Annotated in this window: 16 protein-coding genes; 6 read left to right on the top strand and 10 right to left on the bottom strand. The window is 64.3% G+C overall.

The annotated features are described in order from the left end of the window. The first annotated feature begins 140 nt into the window (after nucleotides 1–140). Nucleotides 141–497: a hypothetical protein gene (locus tag NLM27_RS12775; protein ID WP_254143627.1), complete on the top strand. Its 357-nt coding sequence runs from the start codon at nucleotides 141–143 to the stop codon at nucleotides 495–497. Between the two features lie 67 nt (nucleotides 498–564). On the opposite strand, the gene NLM27_RS12770 is transcribed toward NLM27_RS12775, so the two are convergent. Together NLM27_RS12770 and NLM27_RS12765 are read right to left on the bottom strand one after the other, a co-directional pair. After that, nucleotides 565–969 (bottom strand): cupin domain-containing protein, encoded by a 405-nt coding sequence (locus NLM27_RS12770; RefSeq protein ID WP_254143626.1) that lies wholly within the window; start codon nucleotides 967–969, stop codon nucleotides 565–567. Between the two features lie 18 nt (nucleotides 970–987). Continuing rightward, on the bottom strand, nucleotides 988–1686 hold the full coding sequence (locus NLM27_RS12765; protein ID WP_254143625.1) for a ribonuclease activity regulator RraA: 699 nt from the start codon (nucleotides 1684–1686) through the stop codon (nucleotides 988–990). Nucleotides 1687–1946: 260 nt separating this feature from the next. Here NLM27_RS12765 and pxpB point away from each other — a divergent pair, with 260 nt between their 5' ends. The 3 genes from pxpB to NLM27_RS12750 are packed head-to-tail and all read left to right on the top strand — an operon-like array spanning nucleotide 1947 to nucleotide 4515. Beyond that, nucleotides 1947–2678: a 5-oxoprolinase subunit PxpB gene (pxpB, locus tag NLM27_RS12760; protein WP_254143624.1), complete on the top strand. Its 732-nt coding sequence runs from the start codon at nucleotides 1947–1949 to the stop codon at nucleotides 2676–2678. Continuing rightward, nucleotides 2675–3712 carry a biotin-dependent carboxyltransferase family protein gene (locus tag NLM27_RS12755; protein ID WP_254143623.1) on the top strand — a complete coding sequence of 346 codons (1038 nt, stop codon included), beginning with the start codon at nucleotides 2675–2677 and terminating at the stop codon, nucleotides 3710–3712. Before pxpB ends, NLM27_RS12755 begins: the two co-directional genes overlap by 4 nt. Nucleotides 3713–3744: 32 nt before the next feature. Next, entirely contained in the window at nucleotides 3745–4515 is a 771-nt protein-coding gene (locus tag NLM27_RS12750) for a LamB/YcsF family protein (protein ID WP_254143622.1), read from the top strand. Nucleotides 4516–4628: 113 nt separating this feature from the next. Here the strand turns inward: NLM27_RS12750 and NLM27_RS12745 are convergent, their stop codons facing one another. The 6 genes from NLM27_RS12745 to NLM27_RS12720 all read right to left on the bottom strand — a co-directional run bounded on the left by NLM27_RS12745 (nucleotide 4629) and on the right by NLM27_RS12720 (nucleotide 11613). After that, a complete protein-coding gene (locus tag NLM27_RS12745; RefSeq protein WP_036028094.1) occupies nucleotides 4629–4781 on the bottom strand; it encodes a hypothetical protein in 153 nt (50 codons plus the stop codon). Nucleotides 4782–5013: 232 nt separating this feature from the next. After that, complete coding sequence (locus NLM27_RS12740) at nucleotides 5014–6624, bottom strand: sulfite reductase subunit alpha (protein ID WP_254143621.1); 1611 nt, start codon at nucleotides 6622–6624, stop codon at nucleotides 5014–5016. Further along, nucleotides 6621–8402, bottom strand: coding sequence for a NirA family protein (locus tag NLM27_RS12735; protein ID WP_254143620.1), 1782 nt, complete (start codon nucleotides 8400–8402; stop codon nucleotides 6621–6623). Before NLM27_RS12735 ends, NLM27_RS12740 begins: the two co-directional genes overlap by 4 nt. A 335-nt stretch (nucleotides 8403–8737) precedes the next feature. Further along, nucleotides 8738–9901 carry a CmpA/NrtA family ABC transporter substrate-binding protein gene (locus NLM27_RS12730; RefSeq protein ID WP_254143619.1) on the bottom strand — a complete coding sequence of 388 codons (1164 nt, stop codon included), beginning with the start codon at nucleotides 9899–9901 and terminating at the stop codon, nucleotides 8738–8740. After that, a complete protein-coding gene (locus NLM27_RS12725; protein WP_008564898.1) occupies nucleotides 9898–10488 on the bottom strand; it encodes an ANTAR domain-containing response regulator in 591 nt (196 codons plus the stop codon). The genes NLM27_RS12730 and NLM27_RS12725 overlap by 4 nt, the downstream gene beginning before the upstream one ends. A gap of 135 nt (nucleotides 10489–10623) precedes the next feature. Beyond that, nucleotides 10624–11613 carry a LysR family transcriptional regulator gene (locus NLM27_RS12720; protein WP_254143618.1) on the bottom strand — a complete coding sequence of 330 codons (990 nt, stop codon included), beginning with the start codon at nucleotides 11611–11613 and terminating at the stop codon, nucleotides 10624–10626. 126 nt (nucleotides 11614–11739) lie between these two features. Here NLM27_RS12720 and NLM27_RS12715 point away from each other — a divergent pair, with 126 nt between their 5' ends. Next, complete coding sequence (locus tag NLM27_RS12715; protein ID WP_254143617.1) at nucleotides 11740–12141, top strand: DUF1330 domain-containing protein; 402 nt, start codon at nucleotides 11740–11742, stop codon at nucleotides 12139–12141. Nucleotides 12142–12321: 180 nt separating this feature from the next. Further along, nucleotides 12322–13641: a 30S ribosomal protein S12 methylthiotransferase RimO gene (gene rimO / locus NLM27_RS12710; RefSeq protein WP_254143616.1), complete on the top strand. Its 1320-nt coding sequence runs from the start codon at nucleotides 12322–12324 to the stop codon at nucleotides 13639–13641. Nucleotides 13642–13715: 74 nt separating this feature from the next. On the opposite strand, the gene NLM27_RS12705 is transcribed toward rimO, so the two are convergent. Continuing rightward, a complete protein-coding gene (locus tag NLM27_RS12705; RefSeq protein WP_254148814.1) occupies nucleotides 13716–14135 on the bottom strand; it encodes a carboxymuconolactone decarboxylase family protein in 420 nt (139 codons plus the stop codon). Continuing rightward, nucleotides 14068–14499 (bottom strand): MerR family transcriptional regulator, encoded by a 432-nt coding sequence (locus NLM27_RS12700; RefSeq protein WP_254143615.1) that lies wholly within the window; start codon nucleotides 14497–14499, stop codon nucleotides 14068–14070. The genes NLM27_RS12705 and NLM27_RS12700 overlap by 68 nt, the downstream gene beginning before the upstream one ends. Nucleotides 14500–14613: the final 114 nt, after the last annotated feature.

Below are 14613 nucleotides of genomic sequence, written 5' to 3'. Positions count from 1 at the left end.
TGCGGGCCCCTTTCCTTTTGCGGGCCGCGTCGGCGCGAGGTGCGCAAGCTCACACAGCCTCGTGCGCACGTGACAGCCCTCACATCGCCGGTTCCACACGCATGTCACGATCCCCGCATGATCAACCGCAGGGGCGTGCCATGAACGGTTTTCGCAAGGCTCTGTTCGCCATCATTGTCGCCATCGCCTTCCCCCTTACCCAGGCAGGTGCTGCGACGAGCACCTTCGACGGCGCATGGAATGTTCGCATCGCCTCCTCGAGCGAGGCCTGCGGCAACGGCGCGACCGTCGCGATCGGAATCAACAACGGTCAGATTGCATCGAGCAGCGCCGCGGTGACGGCATCGGGCCGCGTCGCCGATGCCGGCAGCATCAACGTTACCTTGAGCACCGGCATCAAGCGTGCCGTTGGCTTCGGCCGGCTCAGCGGCACATCCGGCTCCGGCACCTGGCGCGGCGCCATGTGCACGGGCACCTGGACGGCTGAGCGGATGTGAGATGCCCTGTCCCGGATCGACGATGCATCACCTTGGGGCGATGAGTCTTGTCCGGGACACGAGAGCTTTAGCCGAGCGCGGCCCCATACTCCGCGTCGGTCACCGGCTCGAGCCAGGTCGAGTAGACGCCATCGAGCGCTTCCTGCATGGCGATGTGGCACATGCCGTTGGCCGGCGACGCGCCATGCCAGTGCAACTCGCCCGGCGGAATCCAGACGGTGTCACCGGGACGGATCTCCCTGACAGGACCGCCCTTGGACTGGACGCGACCGACGCCGGAGATGACGTAGAGCGTCTGCCCGAGCGGATGGTGATGCCAGTTGGTGCGGGCACCCGGCTCGAACGCCACGCGCGAGCAGTTCAGCCGTGCCGGCGCGGGCGCCATGATGACGGGGTCCTGCCACACGGTGCCCGTAAAATTTTCCTTGGGCGCGCGGCGGGTCGGCCGTGTGCCTGCGACGGTGATCTCCATTGGGGTCCTCGCTTCCTGTTACTTCTTGCTGGCGGCGTAGCGCGCCTTGGTCTCGGCGTTCATGGGATAGAGGCCCGGCAGCACGGCGCCGTTGTTTACCTCGTTGACGATCCAGGCTTCCATGCGTTCCTGCTCGACACCCTCGTTGAGCACGTGATCGAGCATCGCCTGCGGGATCAGCACGCAGCCGTCCTGGTCGGCAACGACGATGTCGTTCGGGAAGACCGCGACGCCGCCACAGCCGATCGGCTCGCCCCAGCCGACGAAGGTGAGGCCAGCGACCGACGGCGGCGCTGCATAGCCGTCGCACCAGACCGGCAGGTTAGTGCCGAGCACGCCCTCGACGTCACGCACGACGCCGTCAGTGACGAGCGCGGTGACGCCGCGCTTGACCATGCGCGCGCAGAGAATGTCGCCGAAGATGCCGGCATCGGTGATGCCCATGGCGTCGACCACGGCGATGCAACCGTCAGGCATCGCCTCGATCGCGGTGCGGGTCGAGATCGGCGACGACCAGGATTCCGGCGTCGCCAGATCCTCGCGCGCCGGCACGAAGCGCAGCGTGAATGCCGGCCCGACCAGCCGCGGCAGTCCAGGGCGCAGCGGCCGCGCCCCGCGCATCCACACGTTGCGCAGGCCCTTCTTCAGCAGGACCGTGGTGATGGTGGCGGTGGTGATGCCGGCGAGGGTTTTGCGGACTTCGGGGGACAGCGACATGGAAACAGACGAGCTCCGGATGGGCGGGAAAGAACGCGCGCATCTTGCGAGCCGGGCGCCTTGCGTCAAGGGCCAAGAGGCCGCCAATAACGCAGGGCCACCGGGCTGTTATGCGATGCGATAATAAGGCTTTATCGCTTCCCCTTGCATTAATTTATTGGACTTGCGGGCGCATTTACGCGAAGCAGGACGAAGCGGAACTCGAACGCTGGGGGCCGCATTCTTCAGAAGCCCGATTTCGACAGCGCTTTGACAGCTCAATGGCCGCGACGCTTCCCCCGCCCCGCCTTCTGCCCAGTGGCGACAGCGCCGTCACGGTCGAGTTCAGCCGCACCATCGATGACGACGCCAACCAGCGCGTGTTGGCGCTCGACAAGGCACTTGCAGCCAGCCCCATCGACGGCATCACCGAGACCGTGCCGACCTATCGCTCGCTGCTGGTGCATTACGACCCCGACGAGATCGGTTTCGATGCGCTTGGCGAGAAGATACTCCCAATCGCGACCCGACCGTTGCCGCCGACCACCAAGGCGCGCCGCTGGCGCATTCCTGTCGCCTATGGCGGCGAGCATGGCATCGACCTCGAGGATGTCGCCAAGGCATTGAACACGACGCCTGATGACATCGTCGCCCGTCACGTCGGCGGCGACTACAAGGTCGCCATGATCGGCTTTACGCCGGGCTGGTCCTATCTCAGTGGCCTCGACAAATCCCTGCACATGTCGCGGCGACAAAATCCGCGGCTGCTGACGCCCGCCGGCACGATCTCGATCGGCGGCATCCAGGCCGGAATCCAATGCCTGGCCGCCCCGAGCGGCTGGCACCTTCTGGGCCGCACGCCTGTCAGAACCTATCAGCTCCACCGCAATCCGACCTTCCTCACCGAACCCGGTGATCGCGTGACGTTTTTCGCCATCGACCACAACACCTTCGAGGAACTGGATCGCGCTGCCGAGGCCGGCGAGATCATCGCCGAGCAGGTGGACGCATGAGCCGGCTCGTCGTCGCCAGCATCGGCCCTGCAAGCTCCGTCCAGGATGGTGGCCGCCTCGGCGCGCAGCGCTATGGCCTGACGGTGAGCGGGGCGATGGATCGTCTGTCGCTGGCCGCGGCGAACACGCTCGTCGGCAACGCGCCGTTCGTAGCCGCCGTCGAGATCGGCCCGTTCGGCGCCTCCTTTACCGCGCGCGATGGCGCCGTGCGCGTTGCGATTTCAGGCGCTCCGCGCAATGCGGACGTCGCCGGAAGTCCGGTCGTCATGGACACATCGGTGACGCTGAAGGACGGCGAGACGCTGACGCTGGGCTTTGCCCGCGGCGGCGCCTTCACCTATCTCGCCATCGAAGGCGACATCAAGGGCGAGCCGGTATTCGGCAGTCTCGCGGTCAATGCACGCGCGGGGCTCGGCAGCCCCTACCCCCGCCCGCTCCAGGCCGGCGACGAGTTCACCGTCGACGCCGCGAGCGGCGCGCCCGAGCTGCGGATCGAATTGCCGAAGCCCGCGAGCGGCCCGATCCGCGTGGTGCTGGGGCCGCAGGACGACGAGTTCGACGACGCGAACAAGGCCCTGTTCTTGAGTAGCGAGTGGAAGATCTCGGCGACCTCCGACCGCATGGGCTACCGGCTCGAGGGCCCCGCGATCAAGCATCTGCACGGCCACAACATCGTTTCCGACGGTACCGTCAACGGCAGCATCCAGGTGCCCGGGAACGGCTCGCCGATCGCGCTGATGATGGATCGCGGCACCTCCGGCGGCTATCCCAAGATCGCAACCGTGATCACGGCCGATGTCGGTCGCCTTGCCCAGACCTCAGCGGGAACGGCGTTCCGCTTCAAGCAGGTCAGCATGGCCGAGGCGCAGGAGGAGGCGCGCAAGTTCGCGCAAGCCATCCGGAACCTGCCCGATCGCCTGCGCTCGTCCGACACCGTCGCGCTCAACATCGAGGCGCTCAGCGATGCTAACGTTGCGGGCTATGCCGTGAGCGCCGTCGACGCGGGCACGTGGCAGGTCACAGCGGAACCGTAAACGGCAACAAGACCAGAGGCGGAGAGCACCCCATGAAGACGATCGATCTCAATTGCGACCTCGGCGAAGGGTTTGGTGCGTGGGAGATGGGCAACGACGCCGCCATGATCGAGCTGGCGAGCTCGGTCAACGTCGCCTGCGGCTTCCACGCCGGCGACCCCGACATCATGCGCCGGACGGTGGAGCTGGCGAAGGCGCGCGGCGTCTCGGTCGGCGCGCATCCTGGATATCGCGACCTGCACGGCTTTGGTCGCCATCCGATCGCGGGCCTGAAGGCATCCGAGATCGAGAATCTCGTCGCCTACCAGATCGGCGCGTTGCAGGCGATCGCGACCGCGGCCGGCCACAAGGTGACGCATGTGAAGGCGCATGGCGCGCTCTCCAACGTCGCCTGCGAGGACGACATGACCGCCGAGGCGATCGCCGCCGGCATTAGGGCGGTCGATCCCAGCCTGATCTTCGTCGTGCTCGCCAATTCGAAGCTGGTGAAGGCTGGCGAAGCGGCCAACCTGCCGATGGTGCACGAGGTGTTCGCCGACCGCGCCTATGAGGACGACGGCAACCTTGTCTCGCGCAAGAAGCCAGGCGCAGTGCTGCACGATGCCAAGGCGATTGCCGATCGCGTGGTGCGCATGGTGCAGGACGGCGCGGTGGTGTCGGTCACCGGCAAAGTGATCAAGATGCGCACGGATACGGTGTGCATCCATGGCGATACGCACGGCGCCGTCGACATCGCGCGCGGCTTGCGTCAGGCGTTGAAGAATGCGGGGATCGAAGTGGCGCCGTTCAAGCGCGGGAGTTGAGGTACACGCGATGCCGTAGGGTGGATTAGCGAAGCGTAATCCACCATGCTTCAGCGAATGCCGGACGAAATTGGTGGGTTACGCCTTCGGCTAACCCACCCTACGCAGCAACCCTAGAACGGGTGCACCGACAGCGTGCCGAACACGATCGCCGCGATGACGGCGAAGGCGCTGTACATCGCAACGTGGTGCATGCTCGCCCCGGTCCGACGCGAGAGCGAACGCGCGTAGAAATGCAGCCTGGCTTCCGCCGATAGTTCGCGCATGGTCGATCTCCAACGCTCCATTTGCGGGATTATGAAGGATCAACCAGGGCGGGAGGCAAGACGGTAACGAAAATAGCGACAGGGATTCTCTGAAGACCCCGCATTGCGGGCACAAATTCTCCTGAGTCCCAGGTTCCGAGAATCTTATTCGTTAAATTCCCCGGGACCTGGAACCAGAGTGGATGACAATCGGATGACGGCCAATGGGCGAGTCATCCGATGCTCCGTCACCCTAGTAAACGTCAGCCTGGAAGCGGCCGGTCTTCTTGAGCTCGGCGACAAAACTGACCGCCTCATCGGTCGAACGTGCGCCGAACTGGGCGACGATATCGACCAGCGCGCGCTCGACATCCTTGGCCATGCGCTTGGCATCGCCGCAGATGTAGAGATGCGCGCCTTCGGCAAGCCAGGTCCAGACCTCGCGGCCGACCTCCCGCATGCGGTCCTGCACGTAGAACTTCTTCTCACCGTCGCGCGACCAGGCCAGCGACATGCGCGTGAGCAGACCCGAGGTCTTCATCGCGTTGAGCTCCTCCTGGTAGAAGAAGTCGCAATCGCTGCGCTGGTGACCGAAGAACAACCAGTTCTTGCCGGGCGCGCCGGTCGCCTTGCGGTCGAATAGGAAGGCGCGGAACGGCGCAATGCCAGTGCCGGGGCCGATCATGATGACAGGCGTCTTCGGATCCTGCGGCAGGCCGAAGCCGTGTGCCTTCTGCACATAGACCTTGAGCTTCTCGCCTTCGGCGATGCGTTCGCCGAGGAAGGTCGAGGCAACGCCGAGGCGCTTCCGCTTGGCGACGAGGTAGCGCACGGAATCGACCGTGAGCGACAGCTTTCCCGGCGTCGCATTGTGCGAGGACGAGATCGAGTAGAGCCGCGGCTGCAGCGGCTCCAGCGCCTCGACGAAGGCCTCCGGATGCGGCCGCGTGCCGGAAAACTTCTGCAGCGCCGCCATCACGTCGAGCGTGGCGGCATCGCCATCGGGATCCTCGCCCTGCGCCAGCGCCCGCGCCTTCTCGCGTTGCGCGCCCCCGGTGATGAAGGAGATCAGCTCGAACAGCGTGTCGGGCGCCGGCGACAGCGAGACGTCGTCGATCAGCACCTCGCGCAGCGTCTTGCCGTTGACCTTGGTGGTGTGGGAGGCGCCGAGCAGCGCGATGATCTGGTCGACGAGGCCGACGTCGTTGCGCGCGAACACGCCGAAACTGTCGCCGACGACGTAGTCGAGCTTGCTCTCGGAGAGATCGAACTCGATGTGGTAGGTTTCCTTCTCCGACTTGCCCTTGTTGAGGAGACGGCGCGACAGGAAGGTCGCGGCAACGGGGTTGTCGCGCGAGCGGCCCGGCTCCGCGATCGTCACGGTCACGGCCGGCGCCGGAGCGTCGGGCTTGTCAGCCGCTTTGGCCACTGGCGCCTTGTCGAGCTCCTCGTACAGCGACTTCAGCATCCGCGCGGTTTCCTTGCCGCCGGGGACGCAGAGATTGAGCCGCGCTTCGCTGCGGCTGGCGATCGCCTCCGAATAGTCGTGGCAATTGTAACCGCACTGGCCGCAATCCTGCTGCGCCATCGCCGCCATCAACTTGCGGCGCACGGGACGCCCCTCGGCGAGCTTCATTCGATCGGCGATCGGCATGGTCTGGTCGTGCCACGGCGCTTCGCCGTCGTCGCCGTCACCGGCGGCGCCTTGCATGACGGCGGCGCCCTGCTCCGCCGACAGCGGCGCGGCGATGTCAGGCGACAGCAGCCCGGCAAAGAATCCGTTCAGCCAGGAGCGCTGCGCATCGGAGAACGGGGCGCTGGCGGGAATGATGTCAAGCTTCGGCGGAGGGGTGATCTGGTTCATGCGGACACCTGTGCATCGGCAAGCTTGCGCAGCGTTTCGCCGTCGTGGCGGCGCGCAAAGGAGAGGAAGGTTTCGTCGGCAGACGAGCGATGGGCGATATAGGCCTTGAGCAGCGCCTCGACCGTTTTCGGCGCGTCTTCGGCCTTGAGGTCGTGATAGACCTCTTGCCCGACGTCGGCGTCGGGCCCGAACCCGCCGCCGGTGAAGAGGTGATAACCCTCGACCGTGTCCTCCTCGCCAACAGGCACGCGCGCCCCGATCAGGCCGATGTCGCTGATGTAGTGCTGCGCGCAGGAATGGTGGCAGCCGGTGACGTGGATGTTGACCGGCTTGTCCATCGCGACGCGCGGCTCGCACCAGTCGCCGATCTCGGCGGCATGGCGCTTGGTATTCGCAGCGGCAAAGCGGCAGCCGGCATTGCCGGTACAGGCGATCAGGCCGGCGCGGATGTGCGAGGCCTCGACGGCGAGCCCGATCTGCTTGATTGCCGCGATCGCAAGCGCGACATTCTCGTCGCGCACCCCCGAAATGAGCAGGTTCTGCCAGACCGTGAGGCGGATCTCGCCGTCGCCGAGATCGCGGGCGATCTTGGCGAGGCCCCGCATCTGATCGCAGGTGAGCTTGCCGAGCGTCAGCGACACGCCGATCCAGTTCAATCCGTCCTGCTTCTGCCTGTGCACGCCGACATGCGCCATGCGGTCCGCGGCCGGCCGCGGGAGAAACGCCTCCTCGGGCACGCGCGTGAACGGCGTCTGCAGCCGCTCCTCGACAAGCTTGAGGAAGCCGTCATGGCCCATGGCATCGAGCACATATTTGAGCCGCGCCTTGTTGCGGTTGGTGCGGTCGCCATGATCGATGAACACGCGCACGATGGCGTCGGCGACGGCCGTCGCCTGCTCCGGCTTGACGATGATGCCGGAGTATTTTGCAAAATCCTTGTGGCCCGTGATGCCGCCGAGGCCGAGGCGGAACCAGATTCCGGGCTCGACTCCGAACCCGTCCTTCACCTCGTACGCAGTGAACGCGATGTCGTTGGTCTCCTCGAGCACGGCGATCCTGCCGGCGCCGTCGAAGGCAACGTTGAACTTGCGCGGCAAGCCGTAGAGCGAGCGATCGTTGAGGATGTGATAGTGCCACTCGCGCGCATGGGGCCGCGTGTCGATCAGCTCTTGCGGATCGATGCCGGCCGTCGGCGTTCCCGTCACGTTGCGGATGTTGTCGGCACCGGAGCCGCGCGAGCACAGGCCGAGGTCCTGAATGCCCTCGATCAGCTTGATCGCATTCTTCGGCGGGATCTCGCGGAGCTGGAGATTGGCGCGCGTCGTGACGTGGCTGTAGGGGCCGCAAAGCTCGTCGGCGAGATCGGCAAGACCTGACAGCTGCCAGTGCTTCATGATGCCGTTCGGAATCCGCAGCCGGCTCATGTAGGAGTCCTGCGTCGGCGCGACATAGAAGATGCCGTAATAGCGCCAGCGGAAATTGTCCGCAGGGCTCGGCGGCGCGTTGTCGAGCGCCTGCTGGCGCAGGCGCGGATAGGCATCGAAGGGATGCTCGTCGCGCTTGAACTTCTCCTGGTCGGCGAGCTTCTTGCCCGACGCGATGACCTTGTCCTGCGCCTTGATGTGCACGGCGTCGGGGCCGGTGGGCTCGGCGTTCGCCTTGCCAGCGCCGCCGCCGAGACCGCGCCCGACCCGGCTGATCTGCAAACCGGTCGTGAAGCCTTCGAGATAGCGTTTCTGCTCGTCGGTAAAGTCGACTGCGAGCGTATCGATTTTCATGGTCGGTAACGAAGCTCCTGCGGCCACCGGGTGGCATCGACGGAAATTGGCGCGACCCGATAGGAAGCTTGCTGGCACGAGAGCCGGCCTGGCCACCCAACGGTCCGATCAGCTTCGTTGCTGCGGGACTCGGCTCAGCAGGCACCTGTGACAAGCTGGCCGCACTGCAACATTCAAGTTGCGTGCCAGCTTTGACGAAATGAAAGACTGATATATTTTCAGTCGACTAGGAGAGATTCCGGAAAATCCCGGCTCAGGCCCCGACATGAAATTCGGGCAGCCAGCGCAAAATTTAGACGATGGTCACGATTGCCTAAAAAGAGTGCAGGCCTGAGTCAGGCCCGCCAGCGGCCCACATCGAAGGCCTTCAGATGCCCAAGAATGTTGGCGGGATCGAACGCTGGCCCGGTGAATGCCCCGAAGGCCTCGGGAGCTTGGTCGGGCGGCCGACGGCCGAGAGCGGCATCGTAAAGGTCAGGCCTGAACACGGTCATTGCCGTCTTGATGCTGTCCGGCGCCAGCACCGTCTGCCCCCAACGCACCATCTGCGCATAGAGCCAGGCCGCCTGGACCGGGTCCGGCCGCCCTGCCCCTTCACGTCCCACCAGAAGGTACCGGCCGCTTTCGCGCACCTCGCCCTCGGGCGACACCTTCAGGCGCCCCACCAGCGTCCGCTGGATCACCTCGGCATTGACCCCAATCCGCTCGGGTTGCGCCAGGATGCGCGCCGCCTCGGCCAGGTTGGCGGGCTCCTCGATGAATTCAGCGCCCTTCACCGCGGCGCGAACTAGCGCGGCGACCACGTCCGGGTGCTTGTCGGCCCAGACCTGACGCACGGCCAGCACCTTCTCGGCGGCTCGGGCAAGAATGTCGGAGGAGAAATGCAGGATGTGACCGATGCCGAGATCGACGGCGATCGAATTCCAGGGCGCACCGACGCAGAACGCATCGACATGGCCACTCTTGAGACTGTCGACCATGTAAGGCGGCGGCAGCACGACCAGACGCACATCCTCGTCGGGATCGACACCGGCCGCCGCCATCCAGAACCGCAATTGATAATTGTGGGTCGAGAACGGAAAGGTCATGCCGAAGATCAAGGGATCGGCGCCAGCCTTGCGGCGCTTGGCGACGACGCGCGCCAGCGCTTTCGCCGTGGCGAGCGGATCAAAGCGGTCGCCGTCGATCTCCGCCATCAGCGCCGCGTGCAGCGCCGGCGAGACCGTGATCGCGTTGCCGTTGATGCCGAGATTGAAGGGCGCGGCGATCGGCACCTCGACGTGGCCGAGCCCGAGCGAGGACGCGATCGCCACCGGTGCGAGCAGGTGCGCGGCGTCGAACAGGCCGATATTGAGCTTGTCGCGAACGTTGGACCAGGACACCTCGCGCACCAGCTCGACCTCGAGCCCTTCGGCAGCGGTGAATCCCTTGTCGACGGCGACGATCAGAGCCGCGGCATCGACCAGCGGGATGAATCCGATGCGGAGGGGCGCGGTCATTTCAGCATCTCCGACGCGGTGATGATCGACTGCGCGATCTCGCCGATTTTCTTCTTCTCGCGCATCGCCGTGGAGCGCAGCAGCACATAGGCCTCGTCCTCGGTCAGGCCCTTCACCTTCATCAAAATGCCCTTAGCGCGCTCGATGATCTTGCGGTCCTCCAGCTGCGACTTGGTGCGCTCCAGCTCTTCCTGGAGCTTGGCGAAGGCGTTGAAGCGGGACACGCAGAGGTCGAGGATCGGCTTGATGCGCTCCTTCTTCAGCCCGTCGACGATGTAGGCGGATACCCCCGCCTCGACCGAGGCCTGGATCGACGCGGAATCGCTCTGGTCGACGAACATGGCGATCGGCCGCTTCACGGCGCGGCTGACCTGGAACATCGCTTCCAGCACGTCGCGGCTGGGGTTCTCCAGATCGATCAGGATGATGTCGGGATCCACGGCATAAATACGGGCAAGCAGGCTCTGCATTTCGCGGATATGGACGACCTGCGTGAATCCGGCCTCCCGCAATCCCTCCTCCAGGATCGCAGCCCGGATCGGGCTTTCGTCGACGATTACGATTTTGGGCGACTGTTCGGCGCTCATAGCTCACTCACGGCAGGCGATTCATCCATAGCACGCCGGAACGCCCTGCAAAGGGTTGTAATTGTGGGCAATTGGGACTAGCTCAGGCCCGTCAATCAGGCAGTTCAGATATGGATCAGACGGCTGCGCCCAAGGTCAGATTCGACTGGGAGCCTGCAGCGGGACGCGCTTTGCTCGGGACCGAGCACTCCTTTTTGCCGTGGCCGGCTCCGTCGGGCGCGTGATCGGAAATGTCTCGCGCATATGCGCAGCGAGCATTGCACAATAGTCGCTCGCAAAGCGCGGCAAGGAGCGCCGCCTATCCCATGAGATGGTCAGAGGTTCCTGCAAGACGCGGCGTCTATGCGTGAGACCGACGATCCTCAATCGGTAACGCCAGCACTGAAGTTGGGAAGGAACGATCGCTACGCCGTGGCCCGCCTCGGCGAGTGCCAACAAAGTGTGGGGATTACGACTCTCGAACACGATCGCAGGTTTCAGCCCCGCCATACGACTTGCAGCATCGAAAGCGCGGCGAAACCCGAACCCGCTGTCCAGCAGCAGCAATGGAAACCGAGCGAGATCGGTTATCTCGATGGTATGGTTCGGACCGAGGGGCGTCGAGGGATGGCACGCAGCCAGCAACTGCACAGATCCAAGCGGAAGACTGCCGAAGTGCTGTTCGTTCAGCCTGACTGCGTGCAGCAGGTTTTGGCCGAGATGGATTTCGCCACGTTCGAGCATCGTCAATATTTCGCTGCCCGTACCCTCCCTGATCCTTATCTCGACCCTGGGATACCGCTTCGCGTACAGGTGAAGAAATTCCGATAGCACGCTCTCGATGTGCTGGGGCGATCCCGCGACCTTGAGAACCCCCGTGTCGCCTTGACGGAGCAGCTGAGCCTGCTCTTTCAGCGAGCTGACGCTGTTGAGCAGCAGCCGGCAGCCTGCAATCAACTGCTCGCCCTCGCCCGTCAACAGAAGACGGCGCCCGACCCGGTCGAACAGCCGCAAGCCGAGCTCCAGCTCGAGACCGATGATTTGCCTGGACAAGGCCGGCTGGGCGACACGCAACCGAATAGCGGCCTTCGAGACGGTGCCGAGTTCGGCCACGGTCAGAAACGTGAGGGCCTGTCGAAGGTTCATGCCCGCTTATACCACCAGAGCATAAGGCGTGAGAGAATATATGTATTGGACACATTTTGAACTGCCGTGGAGAGTCTTTTTCAGGCTACCGCTCGCGGCAGCGGCAAGGCATGAGAGGAGGCCCACATGAACTCTCGATGCAGGATCGGTCTCGTCATGTTGACGTGTACCGCATTAGGCGCCTTTGGCAGCCAAGCGCTCCATGGCGAAACTACCCCGCCCGCCTATCTGATCGGCCAAATCGACGTGTCCGAGCCCGATGGCTATGCCAGGGAATATCTCCCCAAGGCGAGGGAGATCATCAAGGCCCATGGCGGGAAATTGGTTGCAGCGGCAGGCGCGGCGGCAACCGGTGCACAGGTCGTTGCCGTCGACGGAAGTCCGCCCAAACGCGTGGTGATCTACATGTATCCGAACATGGAGGCGCTTCGGGCTTGGCGAAACGATCCGGCCTACGTGCAAGTTCGAGCGGTCGGTGAGAAATACGCCACGTACCGCACATTTGCTGTCGAGGGCGCCGCCAACTAGCCCGGCCGTCCTGGCACCGAAAACGGCAGCCGCTGATGTCCTGACCAACATCTGAGCGGCTGCTGCAGGCTATGTCTCATTTTACCGTCACAGGAACAGCCGGAGCGGTTGAATTTTTCCGTCGGATCAATTAGTTGGAACGCAATTCCGAACAATTCAGCTGCAGGTTCCAGGCGATACATGGAAAAAGCGCCGCGCATTTCGTTCACGTCACTCGGGTGCCCCAAGGCATTGGTGGATTCCGAGCGCATCATCACGCGCCTGCGCGCGGAGGGCTACGAGCTCGCGCGCAAGCATGACGGGGCCGACATCGTCATCGTTAACACCTGTGGCTTCCTCGACAGCGCCAAGCAGGAGTCGCTCTCGGCGATCGGCGAGGCCATGGCCGAGAACGGCAAGGTGATCGTGACCGGTTGCATGGGCGCGGAACCCGAGCAGATCGAGCAGGCCTATCCGGGCGTTCTCTCGATCACCGGCCCGCAGCAATATGAGAGCGTGCTCGACGCCGTGCACCGCGCGCTGCCGCCCGCCCACAACCCGCATCTCGACCTAGTGCCGCCGCAAGGCATCAAGCTGACGCCGCGCCACTACGCCTATTTGAAGATCTCCGAAGGCTGCAACAACCGCTGCACCTTCTGCATCATCCCGAAGCTGCGCGGCGACCTCGTCTCGCGTCCGGCCAATGATGTGCTGCGCGAAGCCGAGCGGCTGGTCGATGCCGGCGTCAAGGAGCTGCTGGTGATCTCGCAGGACACCTCGGCCTATGGCGTCGATCTCAAATATGCAGAGAGCCCGTGGAGGGATCGCCAGGTCCGCGCCAGATTCCTCGATCTCGCGCGCGAGCTCGGTGAGTTCGGCGCCTGGGTCCGGCTGCAATATGTCTACCCCTACCCGCATGTCGACGAGGTCATCGCGCTGATGAACGAGGGCAAGGTGCTGCCCTATCTCGACATCCCGTTCCAGCATGCGAGCCCCGAGGTGCTGAAGGCGATGAAGCGCCCGGCGGCGCAGGACAAGACGCTGGCGCGGATCAAGCGCTGGCGCGAGGAATGTCCCGATCTCGCGCTGCGCTCGACCTTCATCGTCGGCTTCCCCGGCGAGACCGATGCCGACTTCGCCTATCTGCTCGACTGGCTCGATGAAGCCGAGATCGACCGCCTCGGCTGCTTCAAATACGAGCCGGTTGCCGGCGCCACGTCGAACGCGATCGAGAACCCCGTGCCGGAAGAGGTCAAGCAGGAGCGCTACAACGCGCTGATGGCCCGCCAGCAGAAGATCTCGGCACGCCGGCTGAAGCGTAAGGTCGGCACGCGCCAGCAGATCATCATCGACGAGGTCGGCCCGACGGTGGCCAAGGGCCGCTCCAAGGCCGATGCACCGGAGATCGACGGCGCGGTGTACCTGTCGAGCCGCCGCCCCCTGCGTGTCGGCGAGATCGTCACCGCAAAGATCGAGCGCGCGGACGCGTATGATCTGCACGGCAGCGTCGCAGGATTTTGAGGTTCACGACGCCGCTCGCCATTTCGGCACCCAGCGCTCCGGCCTGAATACGCGGGCGAGATCGGCGCGTTTCGTCATGTCGCTTCTCCCGACGCCTGCCGTCCGTCATGCGCGGAAAACACCTCCTTGGCTGCGAACAGCCCGTTCACCGCCGCCGGGAAGCCCGCATAAACGGCCATCTGCATGATGACCTCCACGATCTCGTCGCGAGACAGCCCGACGTTCAGACCCGCCTCGATATGCACTTTGAGCTGAGGCGCGGCATTTCCGAGCGCCGTCAGCGCGGCGATCGTCGCGATCTCTCGATCGCGCAGGCCGAGGTCCGGGCGGCTGTAAATGTCGCCGAAGGGAAACTCGATCACGTATCGTGCGAAATCCGGAGCAATGTCGGCCAGTGAGGCGACGACCTTTTCGCCGGCTCTGCCGTCAATGCGTGACAGGGCCCGCTGGCCGCGATCGAAGCGGCTTTCGGCTTGTGTTTGGGCGTGCGTCATTTTCCTTCGTCCTCTGTTCGTCGCCGGCATAGCCGGCGATCTTGGTATCAAGGACGAGCAGGCATTCCTGGAGTTCGGCAATCTGCGTGCGAACCTGTTCCCGGTGGATTTCCAGCATCTGCCGCCGGGCTGGCCCGGTGGCTTCGCCTTCATCACGAAGCGCCGCATAACGCAACATGTCCCGGATCGGCATTCCCGTGGTCTTGAGCCGACCGAGGAATGTGATCCATGTGAAGATCGATGCGTCAAAGTCACGCTGGCCGGAACGATCCCGGTCTGCGTATGGCAGCAGCCCGATGCGCTCATAATAACGCAACGTGTGGGTCGACAAGCCGGTTCGTTTTGCGAGGTCGCCGATCTTCATGTGTGCCCGTTCTCGTACTGACGCACGTACAGATACCCCTTCGAGCGCACTCTAAGTCAAGGGGGATCGAAGGTGCCGTTCCCGCGAGGTCAAGATGGCACGACAGCAGAAGAT

The sequence above is a fragment of the Bradyrhizobium sp. CCGB12 genome (assembly GCF_024199845.1).
Classification (GTDB): domain Bacteria; phylum Pseudomonadota; class Alphaproteobacteria; order Rhizobiales; family Xanthobacteraceae; genus Bradyrhizobium.
This window is presented reverse-complemented; position numbering and strand designations above follow the sequence as displayed.

Excerpts from the sequence above, each read along its gene's own strand:
- NLM27_RS12735 (WP_254143620.1), bottom strand. The coding sequence starts at position 8,402 with ATGAAAATCGATACGCTCGCAGTCGACTTTACCGACGAGCAGAAACGC.
- NLM27_RS12770 (WP_254143626.1), bottom strand. The coding sequence starts at position 969 with ATGGAGATCACCGTCGCAGGCACACGGCCGACCCGCCGCGCGCCCAAG.
- NLM27_RS12700 (WP_254143615.1), bottom strand. The coding sequence starts at position 14,499 with ATGAAGATCGGCGACCTCGCAAAACGAACCGGCTTGTCGACCCACACG.
- NLM27_RS12765 (WP_254143625.1), bottom strand. The coding sequence starts at position 1,686 with ATGTCGCTGTCCCCCGAAGTCCGCAAAACCCTCGCCGGCATCACCACC.
- NLM27_RS12720 (WP_254143618.1), bottom strand. The coding sequence starts at position 11,613 with ATGAACCTTCGACAGGCCCTCACGTTTCTGACCGTGGCCGAACTCGGC.
- NLM27_RS12740 (WP_254143621.1), bottom strand. The coding sequence starts at position 6,624 with ATGAACCAGATCACCCCTCCGCCGAAGCTTGACATCATTCCCGCCAGC.
- NLM27_RS12715 (WP_254143617.1), top strand. The coding sequence starts at position 11,740 with ATGAACTCTCGATGCAGGATCGGTCTCGTCATGTTGACGTGTACCGCA.
- NLM27_RS12755 (WP_254143623.1), top strand. The coding sequence starts at position 2,675 with ATGAGCCGGCTCGTCGTCGCCAGCATCGGCCCTGCAAGCTCCGTCCAG.
- NLM27_RS12730 (WP_254143619.1), bottom strand. The coding sequence starts at position 9,901 with ATGACCGCGCCCCTCCGCATCGGATTCATCCCGCTGGTCGATGCCGCG.
- NLM27_RS12775 (WP_254143627.1), top strand. The coding sequence starts at position 141 with ATGAACGGTTTTCGCAAGGCTCTGTTCGCCATCATTGTCGCCATCGCC.
- pxpB (WP_254143624.1), top strand. The coding sequence starts at position 1,947 with ATGGCCGCGACGCTTCCCCCGCCCCGCCTTCTGCCCAGTGGCGACAGC.
- rimO (WP_254143616.1), top strand. The coding sequence starts at position 12,322 with ATGGAAAAAGCGCCGCGCATTTCGTTCACGTCACTCGGGTGCCCCAAG.
- NLM27_RS12725 (WP_008564898.1), bottom strand. The coding sequence starts at position 10,488 with ATGAGCGCCGAACAGTCGCCCAAAATCGTAATCGTCGACGAAAGCCCG.
- NLM27_RS12745 (WP_036028094.1), bottom strand. The coding sequence starts at position 4,781 with ATGCGCGAACTATCGGCGGAAGCCAGGCTGCATTTCTACGCGCGTTCG.
- NLM27_RS12705 (WP_254148814.1), bottom strand. The coding sequence starts at position 14,135 with ATGACGCACGCCCAAACACAAGCCGAAAGCCGCTTCGATCGCGGCCAG.
- NLM27_RS12750 (WP_254143622.1), top strand. The coding sequence starts at position 3,745 with ATGAAGACGATCGATCTCAATTGCGACCTCGGCGAAGGGTTTGGTGCG.